The sequence below is a fragment of the Streptococcus ictaluri 707-05 genome (genome assembly GCF_000188015.2).
Taxonomy (GTDB): domain Bacteria; phylum Bacillota; class Bacilli; order Lactobacillales; family Streptococcaceae; genus Streptococcus; species Streptococcus ictaluri.
The window spans coordinates 271,863-291,115 of record NZ_AEUX02000006.1 but is presented as its reverse complement, the minus strand read 5'-3'; the positions used below and the strand labels follow the sequence as shown (position 1 = coordinate 291,115).

General features: G+C 36.8%; 15 protein-coding genes and 6 pseudogenes. 13 read left to right on the top strand and 8 right to left on the bottom strand.

Annotated features, from left to right (window positions below; genetic code table 11):
• Position 1: 1 nt before the first annotated feature.
• The 6 genes and pseudogenes from STRIC_RS06505 to STRIC_RS06480 form a co-directional block, all read left to right on the top strand.
• Positions 2 to 751, top strand: coding sequence for a class A sortase (locus STRIC_RS06505; RefSeq protein WP_008089295.1), 750 nt, complete (start codon positions 2 to 4; stop codon positions 749 to 751).
• An 85-nt stretch (positions 752 to 836) separates the two neighbouring features.
• The gene (gene gloA2, locus STRIC_RS06500) at positions 837 to 1,250 is read left to right on the top strand and encodes an SMU1112c/YaeR family gloxylase I-like metalloprotein (protein WP_008088782.1); all 414 of its coding nucleotides are present in this window, start codon (positions 837 to 839) and stop codon (positions 1,248 to 1,250) included.
• Positions 1,251 to 1,348: 98 nt separating this feature from the next.
• Positions 1,349 to 2,284, top strand: a complete 936-nt coding sequence (locus tag STRIC_RS06495; RefSeq protein ID WP_008088674.1) for a metal ABC transporter solute-binding protein, Zn/Mn family — start codon at positions 1,349 to 1,351, stop codon at positions 2,282 to 2,284.
• Positions 2,281 to 2,730 (top strand): pneumococcal-type histidine triad protein, encoded by a 450-nt coding sequence (locus tag STRIC_RS06490; RefSeq protein WP_008088998.1) that lies wholly within the window; start codon positions 2,281 to 2,283, stop codon positions 2,728 to 2,730. Before STRIC_RS06495 ends, STRIC_RS06490 begins: the two co-directional genes overlap by 4 nt.
• A 153-nt stretch (positions 2,731 to 2,883) precedes the next feature.
• Entirely contained in the window at positions 2,884 to 3,870 is a 987-nt protein-coding gene (locus STRIC_RS06485; RefSeq protein ID WP_050897394.1) for a DUF1002 domain-containing protein, read from the top strand.
• A pseudogene (locus STRIC_RS06480) lies at positions 3,810 to 4,745 on the top strand (peptidoglycan bridge formation glycyltransferase FemA/FemB family protein); the annotation flags it as partial. The gene STRIC_RS06485 and the pseudogene STRIC_RS06480, both read left to right, overlap by 61 nt.
• A gap of 52 nt (positions 4,746 to 4,797) precedes the next feature.
• Here STRIC_RS06480 and STRIC_RS06475 read toward each other — a convergent pair.
• Positions 4,798 to 5,970, bottom strand: a pseudogene (locus STRIC_RS06475) (cation:proton antiporter).
• Positions 5,971 to 6,203: 233 nt separating this feature from the next.
• Positions 6,204 to 7,766 carry a glutamine-hydrolyzing GMP synthase gene (gene guaA, locus STRIC_RS06470; protein WP_008089151.1) on the bottom strand — a complete coding sequence of 521 codons (1,563 nt, stop codon included), beginning with the start codon at positions 7,764 to 7,766 and terminating at the stop codon, positions 6,204 to 6,206.
• A 256-nt stretch (positions 7,767 to 8,022) separates the two neighbouring features.
• Between guaA and STRIC_RS06465 the strand changes: the two genes are divergently transcribed.
• From STRIC_RS06465 to ffh, 3 genes are all read left to right on the top strand, one after another.
• Entirely contained in the window at positions 8,023 to 8,721 is a 699-nt protein-coding gene (locus STRIC_RS06465; protein ID WP_008088832.1) for a GntR family transcriptional regulator, read from the top strand.
• Between the two features lie 122 nt (positions 8,722 to 8,843).
• Complete coding sequence (locus tag STRIC_RS06460; protein WP_008088672.1) at positions 8,844 to 9,176, top strand: putative DNA-binding protein; 333 nt, start codon at positions 8,844 to 8,846, stop codon at positions 9,174 to 9,176.
• 14 nt (positions 9,177 to 9,190) lie between these two features.
• A complete protein-coding gene (gene ffh, locus STRIC_RS06455; RefSeq protein ID WP_008089180.1) occupies positions 9,191 to 10,753 on the top strand; it encodes a signal recognition particle protein in 1,563 nt (520 codons plus the stop codon).
• Positions 10,754 to 10,894: 141 nt separating this feature from the next.
• On the opposite strand, the gene STRIC_RS06450 is transcribed toward ffh, so the two are convergent.
• The 6 genes and pseudogenes from STRIC_RS06450 to STRIC_RS06420 form a co-directional block, all read right to left on the bottom strand.
• Positions 10,895 to 11,209 carry a DUF5960 family protein gene (locus STRIC_RS06450; RefSeq protein ID WP_008089386.1) on the bottom strand — a complete coding sequence of 105 codons (315 nt, stop codon included), beginning with the start codon at positions 11,207 to 11,209 and terminating at the stop codon, positions 10,895 to 10,897.
• A 19-nt stretch (positions 11,210 to 11,228) separates the two neighbouring features.
• A pseudogene (locus STRIC_RS11845) lies at positions 11,229 to 12,333 on the bottom strand (IS3 family transposase).
• An 88-nt stretch (positions 12,334 to 12,421) separates the two neighbouring features.
• On the bottom strand, positions 12,422 to 12,775 hold the full coding sequence (locus STRIC_RS06435; RefSeq protein WP_008088786.1) for a hypothetical protein: 354 nt from the start codon (positions 12,773 to 12,775) through the stop codon (positions 12,422 to 12,424).
• 20 nt (positions 12,776 to 12,795) lie between these two features.
• Positions 12,796 to 14,201: pseudogene (locus STRIC_RS06430) on the bottom strand (Y-family DNA polymerase).
• A gap of 6 nt (positions 14,202 to 14,207) precedes the next feature.
• Positions 14,208 to 14,900 (bottom strand): LexA family transcriptional regulator, encoded by a 693-nt coding sequence (locus tag STRIC_RS06425; protein WP_008089538.1) that lies wholly within the window; start codon positions 14,898 to 14,900, stop codon positions 14,208 to 14,210.
• 150 nt (positions 14,901 to 15,050) lie between these two features.
• Positions 15,051 to 16,073: pseudogene (locus tag STRIC_RS06420) on the bottom strand (IS30 family transposase).
• A 171-nt stretch (positions 16,074 to 16,244) separates the two neighbouring features.
• Between STRIC_RS06420 and STRIC_RS06415 the strand changes: the two are divergent.
• From STRIC_RS06415 to xerS, 4 genes and pseudogenes are all read left to right on the top strand, one after another.
• Positions 16,245 to 16,637, top strand: a complete 393-nt coding sequence (locus STRIC_RS06415; protein ID WP_008088742.1) for a YkvA family protein — start codon at positions 16,245 to 16,247, stop codon at positions 16,635 to 16,637.
• Positions 16,638 to 16,683: 46 nt separating this feature from the next.
• Positions 16,684 to 17,475 (top strand): annotated as a pseudogene (locus STRIC_RS06410) (PhzF family phenazine biosynthesis protein).
• Between the two features lie 91 nt (positions 17,476 to 17,566).
• A complete protein-coding gene (locus STRIC_RS12295; protein ID WP_162097586.1) occupies positions 17,567 to 17,704 on the top strand; it encodes a hypothetical protein in 138 nt (45 codons plus the stop codon).
• Positions 17,705 to 18,155: 451 nt separating this feature from the next.
• Complete coding sequence (xerS, locus tag STRIC_RS06405; RefSeq protein WP_008089046.1) at positions 18,156 to 19,226, top strand: tyrosine recombinase XerS; 1,071 nt, start codon at positions 18,156 to 18,158, stop codon at positions 19,224 to 19,226.
• The last annotated feature ends 27 nt before the right edge of the window (positions 19,227 to 19,253 follow it).

Genomic DNA, 19,253 nt, shown 5'->3' with positions numbered 1-19,253 from the left:
AATGTCAAGGCATAGACGAAAACCAAATTGGAAAGCTAGTGCTTTCATCAGAGCTTTTCTGATTCTTATTCTCTTAATAGTTTGTTTGGCTCTCTTATTTAATAAACCTATCCGTAATAGTCTTATTGCGCACAATTCAAACAAGTACCAAGTCACCAAAGTCTCCAAAAAAGTGATTAAAAAGAATAAAGAGGCGAAATCCAGCTTTGATTTCAAGGCAGCGGAACCTGTGAGCACAGAAGCGGTTTTACAAGCGCAACTGGATGCTCAGCAGTTACCAGTTATAGGAGGTATTGCAATACCAGAACTTGGTATTAATCTACCTATATTTAAAGGGTTAGGAAATGTTGAATTAATCTATGGTGCAGGGACTATGAAAGAAGAACAAGTTATGGGAGGGGAAAATAATTACTCTCTAGCAAGCCACCATATTTTTGGTATGGTAGGTTCTTCTCAAATGTTGTTCTCACCTCTTGAGCGTGCCAAAGATGGCATGGTGATTTACTTGACTGATAAAGATCGTATCTATGAATATGTCATCGATGAGGTTTCTACAGTGACACCAGATAGAGTAGATGTGATTAATGATACTCCCGGTCTTAAGGAAGTAACACTTGTTACTTGTACCGATTTTGAAGCGACTGAAAGAATCATTGTTAAAGGTCAACTAAAAACAGACTATGATTTTCATGCTGCACCAAAAGAGGTTTTAGAAGCTTTCAATCATTCTTATAACCAAGTATCCACTTAAGTAAAGATTTTCCTTTTGAAAATTGAATGCCCAAAAAAGTAGAACAAGTCTCTTGTCTCTACTTTTTTAATAGAAAGGACTGACAATGAAATTAGATGCTATTCACCACGTAGCTATTATTGTTTCTGACTATTATTTATCTAAAGATTTTTATGTCAATAAACTAGGATTTAACATCATTCGAGAGAATCATAGACCTGAACGACACGACTATAAACTCGATTTAAAATGTGGGTCTATTGAGTTAGAAATTTTTGGCAATTCAACATCAGATCCAGCTTACCAAGCCCCTCCCAAACGGGTTGGAAGACCAGAGTATGATCGTGAGGCTTGTGGCTTAAGACACTTAGCTTTTCATGTAGATCATATTGAATCCTACATAGAAGAGTTAAAAAAAGAAGGAATAGTTGTTGAACCATTACGTTACGATGATTATACCGGCAAAAAAATGACTTTCTTTTTTGATCCTGACGGGCTACCAATAGAATTACACGAATAGATGATTTGATGGAAGTACTTGATTTTTCCCTTTATTGACAAGTATCATAAAGGATGCTATGCTAGATATTATTAACTAGTTAAGGAAGTTATTTGTTAATGTTTAAACAATTGAGAAGATTATTAGCGGGGATGGTAGTGTGCTTGTCAATGCTTCTTTTCTTAAGCGCTTGCCATCAAGCCAAAGAAGAAGAAAAGGGACTTACCATAAAAACTAGCTTTTACCCTATCTATGCTATGACAAAAGAGATATCAGGTAGTCATAATAAAGTTGAAATTGTCACGAAAAATACCAGTATTCACTCATTTGAACCTAGTCCTACAATGGTGGCTAAGCTTTATGATGGAGATGTGTTTATTTACCATTCGGCAATCTTAGAAGCTTGGGCTTCTGATCTTGCTCCTCAGCTGGAAGCAAAAGGAGTAGCTGTTTTAGAGGGGGCTAAACATTTAAAGTTAGAACGGGTCCAGGGTTTAGAGCATCTTAAAGTGAAAAAAGGCATGAATGCAAATGCTCTGTATGATCCCCACACATGGACAGATCCCATATTAGCTGCTGATGAGGCTGATGCCATTGCGGCTTTATTAGGAGAAAAAGATCCTAAGCATCAAAAAGACTATCAGGCAAATGCTAAGCGATTTAGAAAAGACGCAGAAAAACTGGTCAAACAATATCAGAATAAATTTGATGGGCTATCTCAAAAAACATTTGTCACACAACACACAGCTTTCTCTTATTTAGCCAAACGGTTTGGCTTAAAGCAACTAGGTATTGCGGGTATTTCGCCTGAGCAAGAGCCAAGTCCACGTCAACTAGCACAAATGGATCGTTTTATTAAAAAATATGATGTCAAGACAATTTTTGTGGAAGAAAATGTTTCTGATAAATTGGCCAAAACATTAGCTAAGAGCAGTGGGATCGCACTGAAACAACTAAGTCCACTAGAAACAGTACCTCATAATCAAAAGACTTACTTAGAGAACATAGCCATAAATTTAGACACCCTTTATCAAGTTTTGGAGAATGAAAAATGAAGAATAAGCTAGCCTTATTGATGGGTATCTTTTTGTCCTTAGGACTATTAACAGCCTGTCATACAAAAAAAACAACTACCTCTAGACCAATGGATGAAAAATCCATCCAATCCAGTCAGAAATCAAAAGAATTGAAAGAAGAGGTCGACAAGACTCCTGATCAGATTGAAAAAGAAGAAGGCATTGCAGCAGAACAGATTGTTGTGTCCATTTCTGATGATGGTTTTGTAACCTCTCATGGTGATCACTATCATTTTTATAATGGAGAAGTTCCTTATGATAGTCTCTTTTCTTCAGATGTCTTAGCACCCGAAGGCTATCAATTTGATCAAAGTCATGTTCTTTATGAGGTGAAGAATGGTTATATTGTCAAAGTAGATGATCAGTTTTGTTTCTACCTTAGTGACCCTGAGCATAAAGATAATTTAAGAATCGAAAAAGAGTGATGTGAGACACATCACTCTTTTAATCGTCTTCTTTTCGTAAAAATGCTACAATAGGTGAATGACACTTGACTAGATCCCACTTTAGAAGATTTGACTATTCGTAATGGGAAAGTAGTGTCATACTATTATATGAAAATAAAGAGGTAATTTATGATGACCTATCGACAAAAACTATTAAGTGTTGCACTAATTATCTTATCCTTTTTTACAGTTCAAACAGCTTATGCAGCAACTAATCAGGTTCAAGAAGTAATTGATGAAACTTATGTTCAACCGGATTATGTTTTGGGTTATTCTCTTAGCCCTGAGCAAGAAAATCAAACCTTAGCCTTACTCAACTATAACAAAGCTAAGGATAATCGACTCAAAAAGCTGGATACCAGTTCCTTTGCACGTATCATGAATGTGGCAGATGATCCTAGTTTGCAGCTCCATTCATCAGTTAAAATTCAAAAATTAGGCGCTAGAGAGACCTTGCAAGTCAAGATTGTGACACCAGAAAACATCACCAAGGTGACACAAGACATGTATCGTAATGCAGCAGTAACCCTTGGTATTGAGCATGCCAAAATTACAGTAGCAGCTCCTCTTGCTGTGACCGGTGAGTCAGCTTTAGCAGGTATCTATTACTCACTTGAAGCCAATGGTGCACAGATTCCAGAAGAAAATAAGGCTTTAGCTCAAGAAGAACTGGCAACTTTGTCTGGTATAAACCAAGAAAATGCTGGCAAACAAGGCTATGATGCTGATAAGCTCAATGTTGCTCTGACCGATATCAAAGCAGCAGTCGCGAAAGCAGGATCTGAAGTTACAGAAGAAAAAGTCAGACAAATAGTGACAGATACATTGGATCAATATTGCTTAAGTCAGTCTGTGACTGGTGATCAAGTTAATTTGATTATCAACTTCGCCCTCAACTTATCAAATAGTGGCATTATTTCCAATGCCAACTTTACTAAAACCTTACAATCCCTCAAAGACAGTATCGTGGCTAAAGCTGGTTCGACCTTTAAAGGCATCAATCTTAACATTGATACTAATCAAGCAGTAGAAACTAGTAAGGGCATTTGGCAACAGAAAGAGCCTATGCTAAAAGCAAGAAGGCCCTCTTTATCAAATGTGACCCAGCCATTTTATTAAGGCAAGGCCAACTTGGTGAGAAGCCGGTTGAAAACAGTCTGGGTCAAACAGCTATTAAGTATTTACAGGCTGCTGGAGCTAAATGGACAGGCTTAACTCAAAAGATAGCAGACAGTATTCAACCTCGTTTTCAAGCCAACCGCTATACCCAAGAGCAAGTCCAGTTGACCTTTCCAAAGCATACCAAACGCCTGATGACAGATGCTCGTAAACATGGCGTTGAAACTTATCGTGGTGACTTGTCTGATTTAGAAGCCTTCGCAGAGGTGGTAGCCCTAACAGAGGAGCGAAAACAAGTTGCTCTTCGTAGTAAGGACTATTTTAAGAAGCTTATGGAAACCTATGGTGATCAGGCTTACCTGCACCTAGCTAAACTTAATATTACTCAAAAACTGTCACAGTTTGAGAGTCAATTAAAGGAAGTAGAAGAGGCTATTCAAGAAACGCAGCCACATCAAAAGAAGCGCCTGTTGAAATTAAGAGACCAAGAAAAGTCGCTTCAGCGCTACATTAGCGAGTTTCAAGGTTTTTCCGCCAAATACCCAGAAGAAGTCGTTATTGCTGGTATTTTATCGATTGCCTATGGCAATGTGATGGAAATGCTCTATGCTGGCATGAATGAAGACTTTAAAAAATGCTACCCTCAGTACCTGCTTTATCCAAAGGTATTTGAAGAGGCTTATCAAGATGGCATTGTTTGGGCCAATATGGGTGGTATCGAAGGAGATTTGCAAGATGGTTTGACCAAGTTCAAATCCCACTTCAACCCGACGATCGAAGAATTCATTGGTGAGTTTACCATTCCTGTGAGTTACCTTTATTACCCTGCTGAGTTGCTTTATCGCCTTCGAAAATACTTAAGACATAAGCATTAAAAAAAGAAGTCAGAAAAAAATTTCTGGCTTCTTTTTGATACTGTTCAAGGGATTAAAGTGATGGCTCTAATAAATTACGACTGTCAGAATCGCCTTTAAAAGAGTATTTTAAAATAAAAGGAGCAATAATAGTAGATAAAATCACTACAATAACGAGGGTAGAATAGGCTTCACTTGTAATTAATTTTTCAGCCAATCCGATTTGAATGATAATGAGCGCCATCTATCCTCGACTAACCATCCCAGCTCCAATCGAGAGCGATTCTTTTTTGCTAAACTGAAATTGTCTCCCCACAAGATAGGCTGGTAATAGCTTTGTGAGGATGGCTAGAATGGTAAATCCAATAATCATATTCAGATGAGAGAGAATCCCATCAAATTGTAGTGGAAGGGCAATAGAAGCAAAGAAAATGGGGATGAAAATACTGTAAGCAATAACAAGCATGTTGTGTTCGATAGCTTTTGCTTTTCCGGTCTGTCCAATAGCAAGCCCAGCAAAGAAAGAGCCAATAACGGCACTCATGCCAACTGTTGTGGCTAGTAGAGACCAAACAAAACAAACTAGTAGGGCTAAGAAAGTATCTTTTTCAAAATAAGGAACCTTGCTCGTTAATTGATAAAGTTTAGGAATAAAGAAAGTGACTGATAAAAGTAAAAAGATAAGAAAGAGAACTTGTAGGCCGATTTGCAGAGCCATATGTGCTGAACTAGAATAACCTGTAGATGATGAAATGAAGAAACTTAATAGAATAACCGCAATAATGTCATCTGCTACAGCAGCTCCTAAGATAACGGATCCAATCTTACTTTTTACTTTATTGTATTCTTGTAGGACTTCAATGGTAATGGAAACGCTAGTAGCAGCAAAGACTAGCCCATAAAAAATAGAAGTATTTAGTGTGAATCCTAGAGCCTTTGTTGCATAATAAAAGACTAACATAGGAATTAAGACTCCTGAAATGGCTACCAAAAGACTTGGTTTCAGGTATTTCTTCAAGAGGCTTAAATTGGCCTCTAATCCAGCAAGAAACATTAACAAAATGACACCAATCTCTGACAGAGTATGTAAGACGTGTCCTTCGTGTACAATATTTAATAAAGAAGGCCCAATCAAGATACCAACACACAATTGGCTGACCACTGCAGGAATAGCAAGGCGATTAGCTAGTAGAGTGGCTAATAGACTGGCTAATAAAATAATTGTAATTTCTAATAAGGTATGCATATAATCTCCTGTTGAATGCTTGATGCTACAAGCATTGATATTAAAATTATAGCATGAGGATTGGAAAAAATAATAGTGTTTGATTTGAATTTTAAAACTATTTTCAATAGTCGCAAAAGTTAGGTTAACTTAGCTTATGGCTAACAAAAAAAGCCGAATTAGCTTTAAGATTATTCTCTGATTTTAGTAATAAAAAAAGCCTTTTCAATAAGGCTTTTAAATCGATAGAGTATTTATTCCCACTCAACAGTTGCAGGTGGTTTACTTGTAATATCGTAGACGATGCGATTAACGTGGTCTACTTCATTGACGATACGTACTGAAATTTTCTTCAAAACATCCCAAGGAAGTTGAGCGAAGTCAGCTGTCATACCATCAATGGACGTAATAGCACGAATAGCAATAGTGTAGTCATAAGTACGACCATCTCCCATAACACCAACGGAACGAACTCCTGTGTTAACAGTGAAGTACTGCCAAACATCGCGATCAAGTCCTGCTTTTGCAATTTCTTCACGTAAGATGGCATCTGATTCACGAACAGTTTCTAGTTTTTCCTCAGTGATAGCTCCCATAACACGAATAGCTAGACCTGGTCCTGGGAATGGTTGGCGCCATACGATTTCTTCAGGCATACCAAGGGCGATTCCAAGAGCACGAACCTCATCTTTAAAGAGTGTGTTAAGAGGCTCAATTAACTCAAATTGCATGTCTTCTGGAAGACCGCCAACATTATGGTGAGACTTGATGGTTTGAGCTGTTTCTGTACCAGATTCGATGATATCAGTGTAAAGTGTCCCTTGAGCTAAGAAGTCAACACCTTTTAGTTTGCTTGCCTCATCATCAAAGACATAGACAAATTCATTACCAATAATTTTACGTTTTTTCTCAGGATCTTCAACATCTGCTAGTAAGTCTAAGAAACGTTTAGCAGCATCAACACGAATGATATTTAAACCAAATTTACCGCCCAGCATCCCCATGACTTGATCACCTTCATCTTTACGAAGGAGTCCATGATCTACAAAGATACAAGTCAATTGATCGCCAATAGCACGTTGAAGGAGAACTCCGACAACAGAAGAGTCTACACCACCAGATAAACCTAAGAGAACTTTACGGTCGCCAACTGTTTCACGAATTTTGGCAATCTCCATATCAATGAAGTTATCCATTGACCAGTCACAACGTGCACCACAGATCGTTACGGCAAAGTTTTTAAGAATGTCATTACCATAAACAGAGTGTCTTACTTCTGGGTGGAATTGGATACCATAAAGATTTTTTTCTGTATTTTCAATAGCTGCGAAAGGACAGTCTGAAGAATCTCCTACTAAGTGGAACTCTTCTGGAATTTCGGTAACTGCATCTCCATGACTCATGAGAACAACTTGTTCTTCAGGTGTACCTGCAAATAATGGTGATTTGGCACGCAAACGAAGTGTTGATTGCCCATATTCACGATTTCCTGCTTGACCTGCTGGGAGCACTTTGCCACCAAAGGTATGTGTGATTAACTGCATACCGTAACAGATACCTAGAATGGGAATACCTAATTCAAAAATTTCAGGATCAATGCCAAATGCATTGTCAGCGTAAACAGAATTTGGACCACCAGATAAGACAATACCAATCGGATTAATCTCTTGAAGCTCTTGTGCAGTTATTTTATGGCTTTTCAATTCAGAGAAAACACCAAATTCACGAATACGTCTAGCAATGAGTTGATTGTATTGGCTACCGTAGTCAAGAACGATAATCTTTTGAACATCATTCAAAATTGAAATTTCAGTCATTATAATCCTTTCAATCTATATCAACCTTTTGATTGATAGTTTTCAACTTATTGTAGCATATTTTTATCAAAATGGCATTAGAATTTCAACTCTGCTAATGAAAAGAGGCTCTATTTTAAAATGAAAACGTCTTCTCTTTGCCTAGAGCACTTATCAAAAAATGATTATTTTTTGAATGTAGGGAAGTGGATTTTAGCATGCCATTCTTGACTAAAATATGATAAAATGTAGGAAAGATTGACTTGAGGAGTAGAGCATGCTACCAGCTTACATAAAAATTCACGATGCCATCAAAAAAGATATTGATCAGGGCGTTTGGTCTATTGGAAGTCGTCTTCCAAGCGAGCGTGATTTAGCAGATCATTTTGAGGTAAGTCGCATGACTTTGCGTCAATCGGTGACACTATTAGTTGAAGAAGGAATTCTAGAAAGGCGCGTGGGGAGTGGCACTTATGTGGCTAGCCATAGGGTTCAAGAAAGAATGCGTGGTACTACTAGTTTCACCGAGATTATTAATTCTCAGGGACGAAAACCATCTTCAAAATTGATTTCCTATCAAAAACAGCTAGCTAGTGAGACAGAAGTCAAGGAATTAAAGTTAGAAAAAGGCGACTATGTGATTCGTATGGAACGTATTCGCTACGCTGATCAGGTTCCTCTTGTTTATGAGGTGGCCTCCATCCCGGAAAAATTCATTAAAGAAGTCAAACGGACTGATATTACGGAGCATTTCTTTAAAACCTTAAGAGCTAATGGTTATGAGATTGGTAAAAGTCAGCAAACCATTTATGCCAAGAGTGCTAGCGAGCGAGTGGCTTCTTATCTAGAAGTGGCTAAGGGACATGCGATTTTAGCCTTAACTCAAATTTCCTACTTTAGTGATGGTAGGCCTTTTGAATATGTGAGGAGTCAGTATGTGGGTGATCGCTTTGAGTTTTATTTGGAAAACAATTAATATTTAATAAGGGGCAGTAGATTTATGATTTTAAATCTACTTTTTAAATTTATTGGCGAGAAAGGTTTTTGATGTCTTTTTACTACTATTAAAATGGTGTTAGATATGGTAAAATTAAGGTTATGGAAATTGAAAAAACAAATCGAATGAATGCGCTTTTTGAATTCTATGCGGCTCTCTTAACGGATAAGCAAATGAATTACATTGAGTTATATTATGCAGACGATTACAGTTTAGCAGAAATTGCAGAAGAGTTTGGGGTAAGTCGCCAAGCTGTTTATGATAATATTAAACGCACGGAGAAAATACTCGAGACTTATGAAATGAAGTTGCATATGTATTCAGATTATATTGTTCGTAGTGAAATTTTTGACGATATAATGGAAAAGTATCCTAAAGATAGCTATCTACAAGATAAAATTTCCATTTTAACCAGTATTGATAATAGAGATTAAGAGGTGTTTAAACTATGGCTTTTGAAAGTTTAACAGAACGTCTTCAGGGCGTTTTTAAAAATATTCGTGGGAAAAAGAAATTATCTGAGGCAGATGTTCAAGAAGTCACTAAAGAAATCCGAATGGCTCTCTTGGAAGCGGACGTCGCTTTATCGGTTGTTAAATCGTTTATTAAAAGGGTTCGTGAACGTGCTATTGGACATGAGATTATTGACACTTTAGATCCCACTCAACAGATTTTAAAAATTGTTAATGAAGAATTAACGACTATATTGGGATCTGAGACAGCTGACATCGAAAAATCTCCTAAGATTCCTACCATTATCATGATGGTTGGTCTTCAAGGGGCTGGTAAGACAACCTTTGCTGGCAAATTAGCTAATAAATTAATCAAAGAAGAAAATGCTCGGCCTTTAATGATAGCAGCTGATATTTATCGTCCAGCCGCTATTGATCAATTAAAAACACTAGGGCAACAGATTAATGTTCCTGTTTTTGATATGGGGACAGAGCACTCGGCACAAGAGATTGTCTCAGAAGGTTTAGCTAAAGCACGTGAAAATCGAAATGATTACGTCTTGATTGATACTGCTGGACGTCTCCAGATTGATGATAAGTTGATGTCTGAACTGAGAGATGTTAAAGAATTGGCACAACCAAATGAAATTCTATTGGTTGTCGATAGTATGATTGGTCAAGAGGCTGCCAATGTAGCAGCTGAATTTAATCGTCAATTAAACATTACAGGTGTCGTTCTAACAAAAATTGATGGTGATACCAGAGGTGGTGCTGCCCTCTCTATTCGCGAAATTACCGGAAAACCGATTAAATTTACAGGTACCGGAGAAAAGATTACAGATATCGAAACCTTCCATCCAGATCGTATGTCTAGTCGTATCTTGGGGATGGGAGATCTCTTAACCCTCATTGAAAAAGCTAGTCAAGAATATGACCAGCAAAAATCACTGGAACTTGCAGAAAAAATGCGAGAAAATACCTTTGATTTCAATGATTTCATTGAGCAGTTGGATCAAGTTCAAAATATGGGGCCTATGGAAGATCTCTTGAAAATGATTCCAGGTATGGCTGGGAATCCTGCTCTAGCAAATATTAAAGTTGATGAAAAGGATATTGCTAGAAAACGTGCTATTGTTTCTTCAATGACTCTTGCTGAACGTGAAAATCCTGAATTGTTAAATCCAAGTCGTCGTCGTCGTATTGCTGCCGGATCAGGAAACAGCTTTGTCGAGGTTAATAAATTTATTAAAGACTTTAACCAAGCTAAAATGATGATGCAAGGGGTCATGTCTGGAGACATGAGTAAAATGATGAAAGACATGGGGATCAATCCTAACAATATGCCCAAAAATATGCCATCTGGAATGCCAGATATGGCAGCCCTTGAAGGAATGATGGGGCAAGGAGGTATGCCAGACATGTCTGCCTTAAGTGGAGATATGGATATGAGCCAATTATTTGGTGGAGGCTTGAAAGGTAAAGTTGGTCAATTCGCTATGAAGCAAGCCATGAAACGCCAAGCTAATAAGCTAAAAAAAGCTAAGAAGAAACGTAAATAAAGAAAATATTATTCTATCTTATGCTTTAGACTTACTTCAATTATTTATAAAAAACACTACAATAGTAGTAAACAGCACCCCAAAAGTTAGACATAAAATCTAACGATTGAGGTGCTGTTTTTATGCAGTTTAAAATAAGTCCTAGAATGACTCTTTAGTCAGAGCGGCTCCAAGATAATGATAAAGATATACAAAAGGATTTTCAGGAAGAGCAGTACGCTCAAAAAAGAAATAATGATCTTGCTGATCGGATGATTTTTCTTTACTTAGTTTAAAGTAATTCTTTTTAGAGGTTACCATAGCTAGCAGAATATCGTCTATTAAAAAAGTTAAGGGGATTTCTAAAGTTGAGTATTTATAAAAGTCATTTTCAAAAGCCCTGTAGCTAGGACTAAAGAAATCAATTTGATAATTATTTTGGTTGAAATGAAAAGGCAACACTTTTCTGTACAACATTTATAAAGTGCTTTTTTCTTTAAGCAATTAATCTCCATGTCATGGGTGTCTGGTAGTTGAGACTGCCATGAATGCGATGGTAATTCCACCAGTGCACATAATCTTTCGTTTTAAGGATTAATTCTTCCAGTGACTGAAAGGTTTCTTGATGAATAAATTCAATTTTGAAAGCGCGATAGGTGCTCTCAGCTACCGCATTGTCATAGGGACAGCCTGCTTGGCTTAGAGAACGATTGATTCCAAAAGCTTCCAACATGTCATCAATCAGCTGATTATCAAACTCCTTCCCACGATCAGAATGGAAGATCTTGACCTTGGTCAGAGCGTAAGGGATGCTCTGAATCGCTTGTTTAACCAATTCGGCGGTCTTATGCCAACCAACTGACAAACCGATGATTTCACGATTGAAGAGATCAATAATCAAGCAAACATAAGCCCAGCTATTACCGACACGAACGTAGGTTAAGTCTGTTACTAAAGCATTTAGAGGCTTTTCTTGATGAAATTGTCTGGCTAAGTGATTAGGAATAGCTGCCACATTCTTCCCTTTTGAATGTGGCTTGAAGGCTGCTTTCTGATAAACGGATACTAAGTTGAGTTTGTGCATGATGCGACGAATCCGACGACGAGACAGCTGGATGCCTTCATTTTCCAAACATTTCTTGATTTCCTAGCCCCGTATCTGGCCTTACTTTCGAGAAAAATAGCTTTGATATTTTCTTCAAGTTCCGCTTCAGAGACTGGTTTAACAGCCTTGTAGTAATAGCTAGAACGAGGAATGTTCAACCAACGACACATGGCTGAAATGCTATATTTGTCTTTATTAGCAGTGATTACTTCTCTTTTCGTGCCATAATCACCGCCGCTTGCTTTAGGATATCTAACTGCATTTCGAGTTCTTTATTACGCTTTCGGAGTTCAATCAGTTCACGCTGCTCATCTGTAAGATTATCAATAGTTTTAAAGGAACCAGTTGTTTTAGCCTGACGTACCCACTTATCGAAGGTTGATGGGGTTAACTCATATTCTTTGATAAGCTCACTTCGTTTCATCCCTGCATTGTGAAGGTCAACGATTTGTTGCTTAAAGTCATCGGTGAAGTGGCGACGTATTTTTCTAGACATAATATTCTCCTATTTTCTTTAGTGTAGAACACTTTATAAATTCTGTCTAGTTTAGTGTAACCTATTCAAAATGTTTAGGGCTCATCTCTTAAGACTCCTCTTTTTTGGTAAGGCTTATTAATTGGTGGATAGAAAAGCGATGATAGGTGTTTTTGGTCTTTATTTGAAAGCTATTGTTATCAATATGAGAAATAGAGCCAAGATAATTGATTACCTTATCTTTTTGCCAAATAGTTAGAAGTAGTGGTACTTGGCTACAGTAAGCCTGAATTAGATATAGCTGTTTTTGGCTATCATCAAGACTGTTTGACAATGGCACTATTTTTTGAGTTTTGCTCAAGGCATGGTGATGTTCAGATAGAAAAAAGCCAGTCCATTTTACCATTCTTCTATCTTGATATTGTCGAGCCGATTCAAATGGAAGATAAGAACGATCAACCATAGTTTTCACCTCTTATTCGTTTAGGAATTTGTACTAGCAGAGTGCTCCCCAATAAGCTGGCTACGTTCAGCCACGCGAGAGGCAGAAAGTAAGGAAGTCGCTTTTTGAATTGCCATAGTTCCATATTGTTCTTGAATGAGATCAATGGTTTTTTCAAGCTTTTGGTCTTTTTCCTTGTTCTCTAAATCATCAAATAAGGTCACTATTTCAATGGAATCATCAATTAGATGACTACAGTGGACACTGATTTGTCTAATAGCTCCCTTGTTATAGTATTTCTGAAAGAGCGATAGATAGACATCAGCTATCTGTTTATTGCTATTAGTAGGGTCTATCTTTTGCTGGCATTTGATTGATGAACGCTTTTCTTTTTTTGAAAATCGAAGAGATAACCCGAAAACACTTGCTTTTTGTTTTTGTCTACGAAGTCGTTTGGCAAGATATTCTCCCATTTCTACTAAGACGATTTGAATATCTCGTTTTAAATAGTAGTCTTTTGGTAAAATTTGCGAATTACCTAGGCTGGTAGATTTAGGATGATAGGGTTCATGAACCTGACTCTCATCTACACCATTAGCATGGAACCACAGTTGCAGTCCTATCACACCAAATTCATTTTTTAAGTGATCTGGATTACTATTTGCCAATGCCCGCACACTATCTATACCAAGCTTTTTTAATCGTTTTTCTGTCCGAAAACCAATTCCCCAAAAGTCTGTTAAAGATTTGATTTTCCAAACTTTACTCCCAATATCTTCATAGGACCAGTTAGCTACCATGGTTGAAGTTGATTTAGCTTCATTATCCAGGGCTAACTTAGCCAGTAAAGGATTGGCGTTGCTGAGTCCTGAAGTTGATACAATGCCTGTTTTTTCCAGATTCTATGCTGTATATGGCGAGCTAAAGCTTCTAATTTATCTTTTCGAGATAAGACTGAACTGGGACAAAAATAATTTAAAGAAGAAGTAAGGTCTAAGAAACTCTCATCAATAGAATAAGGCAAGATATCTTTTGGAGAGGCAAATTCTTGAAAGATGTTTTGGATATCAAGGTTTTTCTCAATATAAAGATCCATTCTTGGTGGAACAATATAAGTATGTTTGGCCCAAGCTTCGATATAAGCTATAAATGTTGGGGTAATTTGCCAGCCTTCTTTTTCTGATAATGCGTAATTGAACCGTCGTGTCTGGATATCAAAAGGAAGCCCTCGTGCACGACTTACGTTTGTTTTTCCGAAAATACGTTTGAAAGTGGGAGAAGAAGCTAAGATTAAACCTTGACTGTGTTCTGATCGACTCATGACACATAAAGAGGTTTTTAAAGGATCTAAGCCTCTTTCACGACACTCAACGCTAGCATAAAAAGATTTCATATCCACAAAAGCAATATCAGATTTTGGTTCTCGTGAATAATCAATTAGTGGCATGACTAACTAGACCTCCAAAGGCATAAAGTTAGCGATAATCTTACCAATAATTCGAGGCTCTTCATCAAATGGTGCAAATTTATCAGAGTATTTTTTATTTAAAGAAACTAATCTCAAACCATTTTCTTCACGATAGACTTTTTTGATATAAGTCTGTCCATCCCATTCAACAGCATAGATAGCACCATCATAATCAAAGTTTTCTTGCCGGATAAGTACAACCTCTCCGTTAAGATAAGTTGGCTCCATTGAGTCCCCGAAGACCCAAGAAGCAAAATCATAGTCTAATTGTTCATCATAAAAAACAGTGTCAAAATTACCATCTCCAAAATAAGAGTAACCTGTACCAGCGGATAAACTTTCATAAACTCGATAAGGATAAAGTCTTTTTTCTTTTTGAGGTAAGGATATAATGGTTTTTTGCTGTTCTAGCAAGTGTTTAGAATAGTTTATGACCTTCTCTTTATTAGCTTGATTTAACTGTCGGTAAGGCAACAAGAGATGATGATCTTTTTGAAAATAGTCTAAGCTTACTTCAAAAATAGCTAATAATTTATCAAGATGTTTCTGATTAGGAACATTTTTTGATTTTTCCCAATTTGAAATTGTCATTTTATTAACACCAAGTAATTGACCGAGGTCTGCCTGACTAAGTTGACGATTTAGGCGTATTGTTTTGAGTTGTGAACCAGAAAACATAGTATAAGTCTCCTTTAGTGAAGTTATAACTTTACTAAAAAGTATAACAAATGATACAAAAAACTGCAAGCTTTTTTTCACTGTAAAAAAGCCAAGCGCAAGTTGTCAAGTCAAGTGCAACCAGTTCATAGATAACTAGAGTTCCAGGTATTAAGCTGTTCGGGATAGCTCAAACAGGAATTTTGAGGATTGATATTGAAGAAGTCGTCTTGGGCGCTCATTGATGGCAGTAATATAATTGTCAAGTTCTTCAGAGGTTAGTGGATTAAGTGAGACTCCTTTAGGGACATATTCTCTGAGGAGGCCATTGAAGTTCTCGTTTTTTCCTCTCTCATGTGAAGAATAGGGATGTGCAAAGTAAACTTCAACAGCTTCTAAGTTTGAGAGTAAACTAAACTCAGAACCATTATCCGCTGTGATGGATGCAATAGGATACTGACTGATGAGATGCGTGACAGCACGGTTAATGGTTTGGGACTGCTTGTCTTCTAGCTTAACTCCTAGTGCATAGCGTGTCTGGCGCTCTACCAAAGTCAACATAACAGCTTCACCTTTGGTTTTCTTGCCGAGAACCAAATCAATCTCCCAATGCCCAAATTCAGAACGATCATTAATATATTCTGGACGTTCTTCGATAGATTTACCTAAAGTCTTCTTATTCGTCTTCTTGACTTTCTTAGAACGTTTTCTGATACTAACCATCTAATTGCAATCAATTGGTTTATTAGCTAACACCCCCTCTTTGATATCACGATGAATCGTTTTGGTATAGGGGACGACTTCTTCACGATGGTTCACTTTGTAAGTCTGAACGATACAAGCCTCACGATGGAGACTAAGGTCAACCATCTAGGCTAATACTCATTGTTCAATGAACCTAGCGGAGCAGTCATTCAACTTGAGATAAGAACTCTTTTGACGATTGGTTTCATAGACACGTTGCCCACTATCAGCGAAATAGGCGTTGAAGAAGGTTTGTTTTCCATTCTTATCCTTTACCTGTTCTACTGAACCACGTTTTATTTCTCGGCAGATTGTAGAACGGTGACGACCCAAGAGTCGAGCAATCTCAGCGGGTTTCTTTCCCATTTTAAGATAAGCAGCAATTTCACCCCGTTCTGTGGCTGAAAGATGAGAATAGGATGATTTTCTGGTAGAATTAATGTTGGACATGTTCATCTGCTTTCCATACTGAATTGGGGAATTCTAGTATATCAGACGAACATGTCTTTTTTGTTGCACTTCATTTTACAACGCGGGGAAAAAAAGTATTTTTTGATAAGATTAGGTAAAGATTGTTATTTTAACGAAGTAGCAAAATAGTCAACCAAGGAGTTGAGTGATATGATAAAAAAACGAAAAAAATCATCTCGATTAAAGAGACGATTAAAGCATTTAAAATCAGACTTACCAGCTGTTTACTTATCTCTTAGAAATCCCCAAACGCCTTTTCTAGCTAAAGCGTTGGCTTTTTTAATCATTGGTTACGCTTTGTCTCCTATTGATTTGATTCCAGATGTTATCCCTTTTGTGGGGTATTTAGATGATATTATCATTCTTCCATTGCTGATGATGTTACTGATTAAGATGATTCCCGATGAGATTTGGGAAAGCTCTCAGCAAAAAGCCCAAGGTATGTGGTTAAAAGGAAAACCTAAGCGTTGGTATTATGCCCTACCTATTATTTTATTTTGGATATTAGTCATAGTCTATGTGATTCGCTTAGTTTGGAAATAAGAGGATTCTTGTGACAAGATAACTGAAAATGATGAAAGGAAGAAATATGCTATCTTATTATATTGTTAATACTTTTACAGACAAACTATTTTCAGGAAATCCTGCAGGTGTTGTTATTTTAGAAAATCCTATAGAAGATCAACTGATGCAAAAGATAGCAAAAGAAAACCAATTATCTGAAACGGCATTCTTATTAAAAGAGGATAATTGTTATCATATTAGGTGGTTTACACCTCAAAAAGAAGTGGCTCTTTGTGGTCACGCTACCTAAGCGAGCGCTTTTTTTATCAGTAAGTTTATTGATAAAAAAACAAGTTTGATCACATTCGTGTCTAAGTCTGGGCTTCTTGAAGTCACTATTGATGAGGACATTCATTTACATTTTCCGAAAGTAGACACTTCTCCAGTAAAAGTGACCTCAGAAATGAAAGAAATATTTGGTGATGCTATAGAAGTAGCATTTATGACCGAAGATTTAAAGCATCTTGTACTTGTCCTCCAGGATCAACAAAATGTAGCACATATTTCGTTTGATAGGAATAAGTTTAGTCAATTAGCAAAACATGGTGTTACAGTCACTGCAAAAAGTTATGACAATGATATCGACTATGTTTTACGTTATTTTGCGCCCAATTATGGTATTGATGAGGACCCAGTTACAGGCTCAGCTCACACTCGAATAGCTGACTTTTGGTCTAATAAACTTAAGAAGGTAAACTTGGTTGCAAAACAACTTTCTGATAGACAGGGTCTGATGTCAATTAGTGTTGAGGATGAGTTTATAAAGATTTCAGGAACAGCTAGTTTATATTTAAAAGGTAAATTAAGGATAAACTGATTGTTTTTTACATAAATATATTTATGTAAAAAAAGAGAGATGATTTAACTTGCTCAATAATTTTTAGAATAATATAGGTCATCTTGAGGTGATGGCAAAACGTGGGATTAAAACCATGCTATACGGACCAATGAAATCAGTTGGCTTAGAATATCCAGAGGATTACATAGGGCCACGTGATGGAGAGTTTAAACGCCATAAATCAGCAATGCTGAGATTGCCATTCTGAGACGTTTTCAAATGATTTTACCTATCAGTAATCACAAACAAGTTAACTATAAATTATGGTAAATTGGCTAAAATAGTAAATCAGGTGACATGAGCTAAAGAGTTCTAAATGGAATAAGTTCATATCAGAAGTAATTTATATTTCATTAGCAAAGAGCATCTTAATTAAAGATTACTGTTGATTCATAAATAAAAATCCATATTAAACAAAATACAATGCGGAAACAATTCAGGAAAAGAAAAAGTAGAACAGATTTTTTAGAATTTCATCTGGTTGCTGATTTGTTCAATAATATCAAGGGGTTGGGAATATAAATATTCCATATATCCCTTATAACATCTTTCCGAAAAACTGTAATTTTCTTGAAAAACATATAAAGGTGTGATATACTTCTATTATAGACAATATAGAAAAATGCCTTAAAAAAAAAGGCAAATCAAGGTATATATAAATGAGACGTGAATTACTTTTAGAAAAAATTGAAGAATACAAAGCGATCATGCCCTGGTATGTTTTGGACTATTATCAATCTAAATTATCAGTGCCTTATAGTTTTACAACCTTATATGAATATCTTAAGGAATATAAACGGTTCTTTGATTGGTTAATTGATGCTGACATCTCAGATGCTGCTAAAATTGCTGATGTCGACTTATCTACTTTGGAACATTTGACTAAGAAAGATATGGAGGCTTTTGTGCTTTATTTGCGAGAACGTCCTTCGCTTAATACCTACTCAACCAAGTCTGGTGTCTCACAAACGACCATTAACAGAACATTGTCTGCCTTATCCAGTCTCTACAAGTATTTGACGGAGGAGGTTGAAAATGACCAAGGGGAACCTTATTTCTACCGAAATGTTATGAAAAAGGTCTCAACTAAGAAGAAAAAAGAAACTTTGGCTTCAAGGGCTGAAAATATTAAGCAAAAACTCTTCTTAGGCGATGAAACTATGGAATTTCTGGAATACGTTGATAATGAGTACGAGAACTTATTGTCCAACCGGGCTAAATCATCTTTCCGGAAAAATAATGAACGAGATCTTGCTATTATTGCACTACTTCTTGCTTCAGGCGTTCGCCTCTCAGAAGCAGTCAATCTTGATTTGAAGGACCTTAACCTGAAAATGATGGTCATTGAAGTAACGCGTAAGGGTGGCAAACGTGATTCTGTCAACGTCGCTGGCTTTGCTAAACCCTACATTGAGAATTACCTAGCCATTCGTAAAGACCGTTACAAGGCGGAAAAACAAGATCTAGCTTTCTTTCTAACAGAATACCGCGGTGTTCCTAATCGAATTGATGCCTCTTCTATTGAAAAAATGGTTGCTAAGTATTCACAAGATTTTAAAATCCGAGTGACACCCCATAAATTACGGCACACACTGGCTACCAGACTTTATGATGCCACCAAGTCCCAAGTCTTAGTCAGCCACCAATTAGGCCATGCCTCTACACAGGTTACTGACCTATACACCCATATCGTCAATGACGAACAAAAGAATGCTTTAGATAAATTGTAACATAAATTTATTTATGTAAAAACTCTT

Excerpts from the sequence above, each read along its gene's own strand:
- STRIC_RS06505 (WP_008089295.1), top strand. The coding sequence starts at position 2 with ATGTCAAGGCATAGACGAAAACCAAATTGGAAAGCTAGTGCTTTCATC.
- gloA2 (WP_008088782.1), top strand. The coding sequence starts at position 837 with ATGAAATTAGATGCTATTCACCACGTAGCTATTATTGTTTCTGACTAT.
- STRIC_RS06495 (WP_008088674.1), top strand. The coding sequence starts at position 1,349 with ATGTTTAAACAATTGAGAAGATTATTAGCGGGGATGGTAGTGTGCTTG.
- STRIC_RS06490 (WP_008088998.1), top strand. The coding sequence starts at position 2,281 with ATGAAGAATAAGCTAGCCTTATTGATGGGTATCTTTTTGTCCTTAGGA.
- STRIC_RS06485 (WP_050897394.1), top strand. The coding sequence starts at position 2,884 with ATGACCTATCGACAAAAACTATTAAGTGTTGCACTAATTATCTTATCC.
- guaA (WP_008089151.1), bottom strand. The coding sequence starts at position 7,766 with ATGACTGAAATTTCAATTTTGAATGATGTTCAAAAGATTATCGTTCTT.
- STRIC_RS06465 (WP_008088832.1), top strand. The coding sequence starts at position 8,023 with ATGCTACCAGCTTACATAAAAATTCACGATGCCATCAAAAAAGATATT.
- STRIC_RS06460 (WP_008088672.1), top strand. The coding sequence starts at position 8,844 with ATGGAAATTGAAAAAACAAATCGAATGAATGCGCTTTTTGAATTCTAT.
- ffh (WP_008089180.1), top strand. The coding sequence starts at position 9,191 with ATGGCTTTTGAAAGTTTAACAGAACGTCTTCAGGGCGTTTTTAAAAAT.
- STRIC_RS06450 (WP_008089386.1), bottom strand. The coding sequence starts at position 11,209 with ATGTTGTACAGAAAAGTGTTGCCTTTTCATTTCAACCAAAATAATTAT.
- STRIC_RS06435 (WP_008088786.1), bottom strand. The coding sequence starts at position 12,775 with ATGGTTGATCGTTCTTATCTTCCATTTGAATCGGCTCGACAATATCAA.
- STRIC_RS06425 (WP_008089538.1), bottom strand. The coding sequence starts at position 14,900 with ATGTTTTCTGGTTCACAACTCAAAACAATACGCCTAAATCGTCAACTT.
- STRIC_RS06415 (WP_008088742.1), top strand. The coding sequence starts at position 16,245 with ATGATAAAAAAACGAAAAAAATCATCTCGATTAAAGAGACGATTAAAG.
- STRIC_RS12295 (WP_162097586.1), top strand. The coding sequence starts at position 17,567 with ATGGCAAAACGTGGGATTAAAACCATGCTATACGGACCAATGAAATCA.
- xerS (WP_008089046.1), top strand. The coding sequence starts at position 18,156 with ATGAGACGTGAATTACTTTTAGAAAAAATTGAAGAATACAAAGCGATC.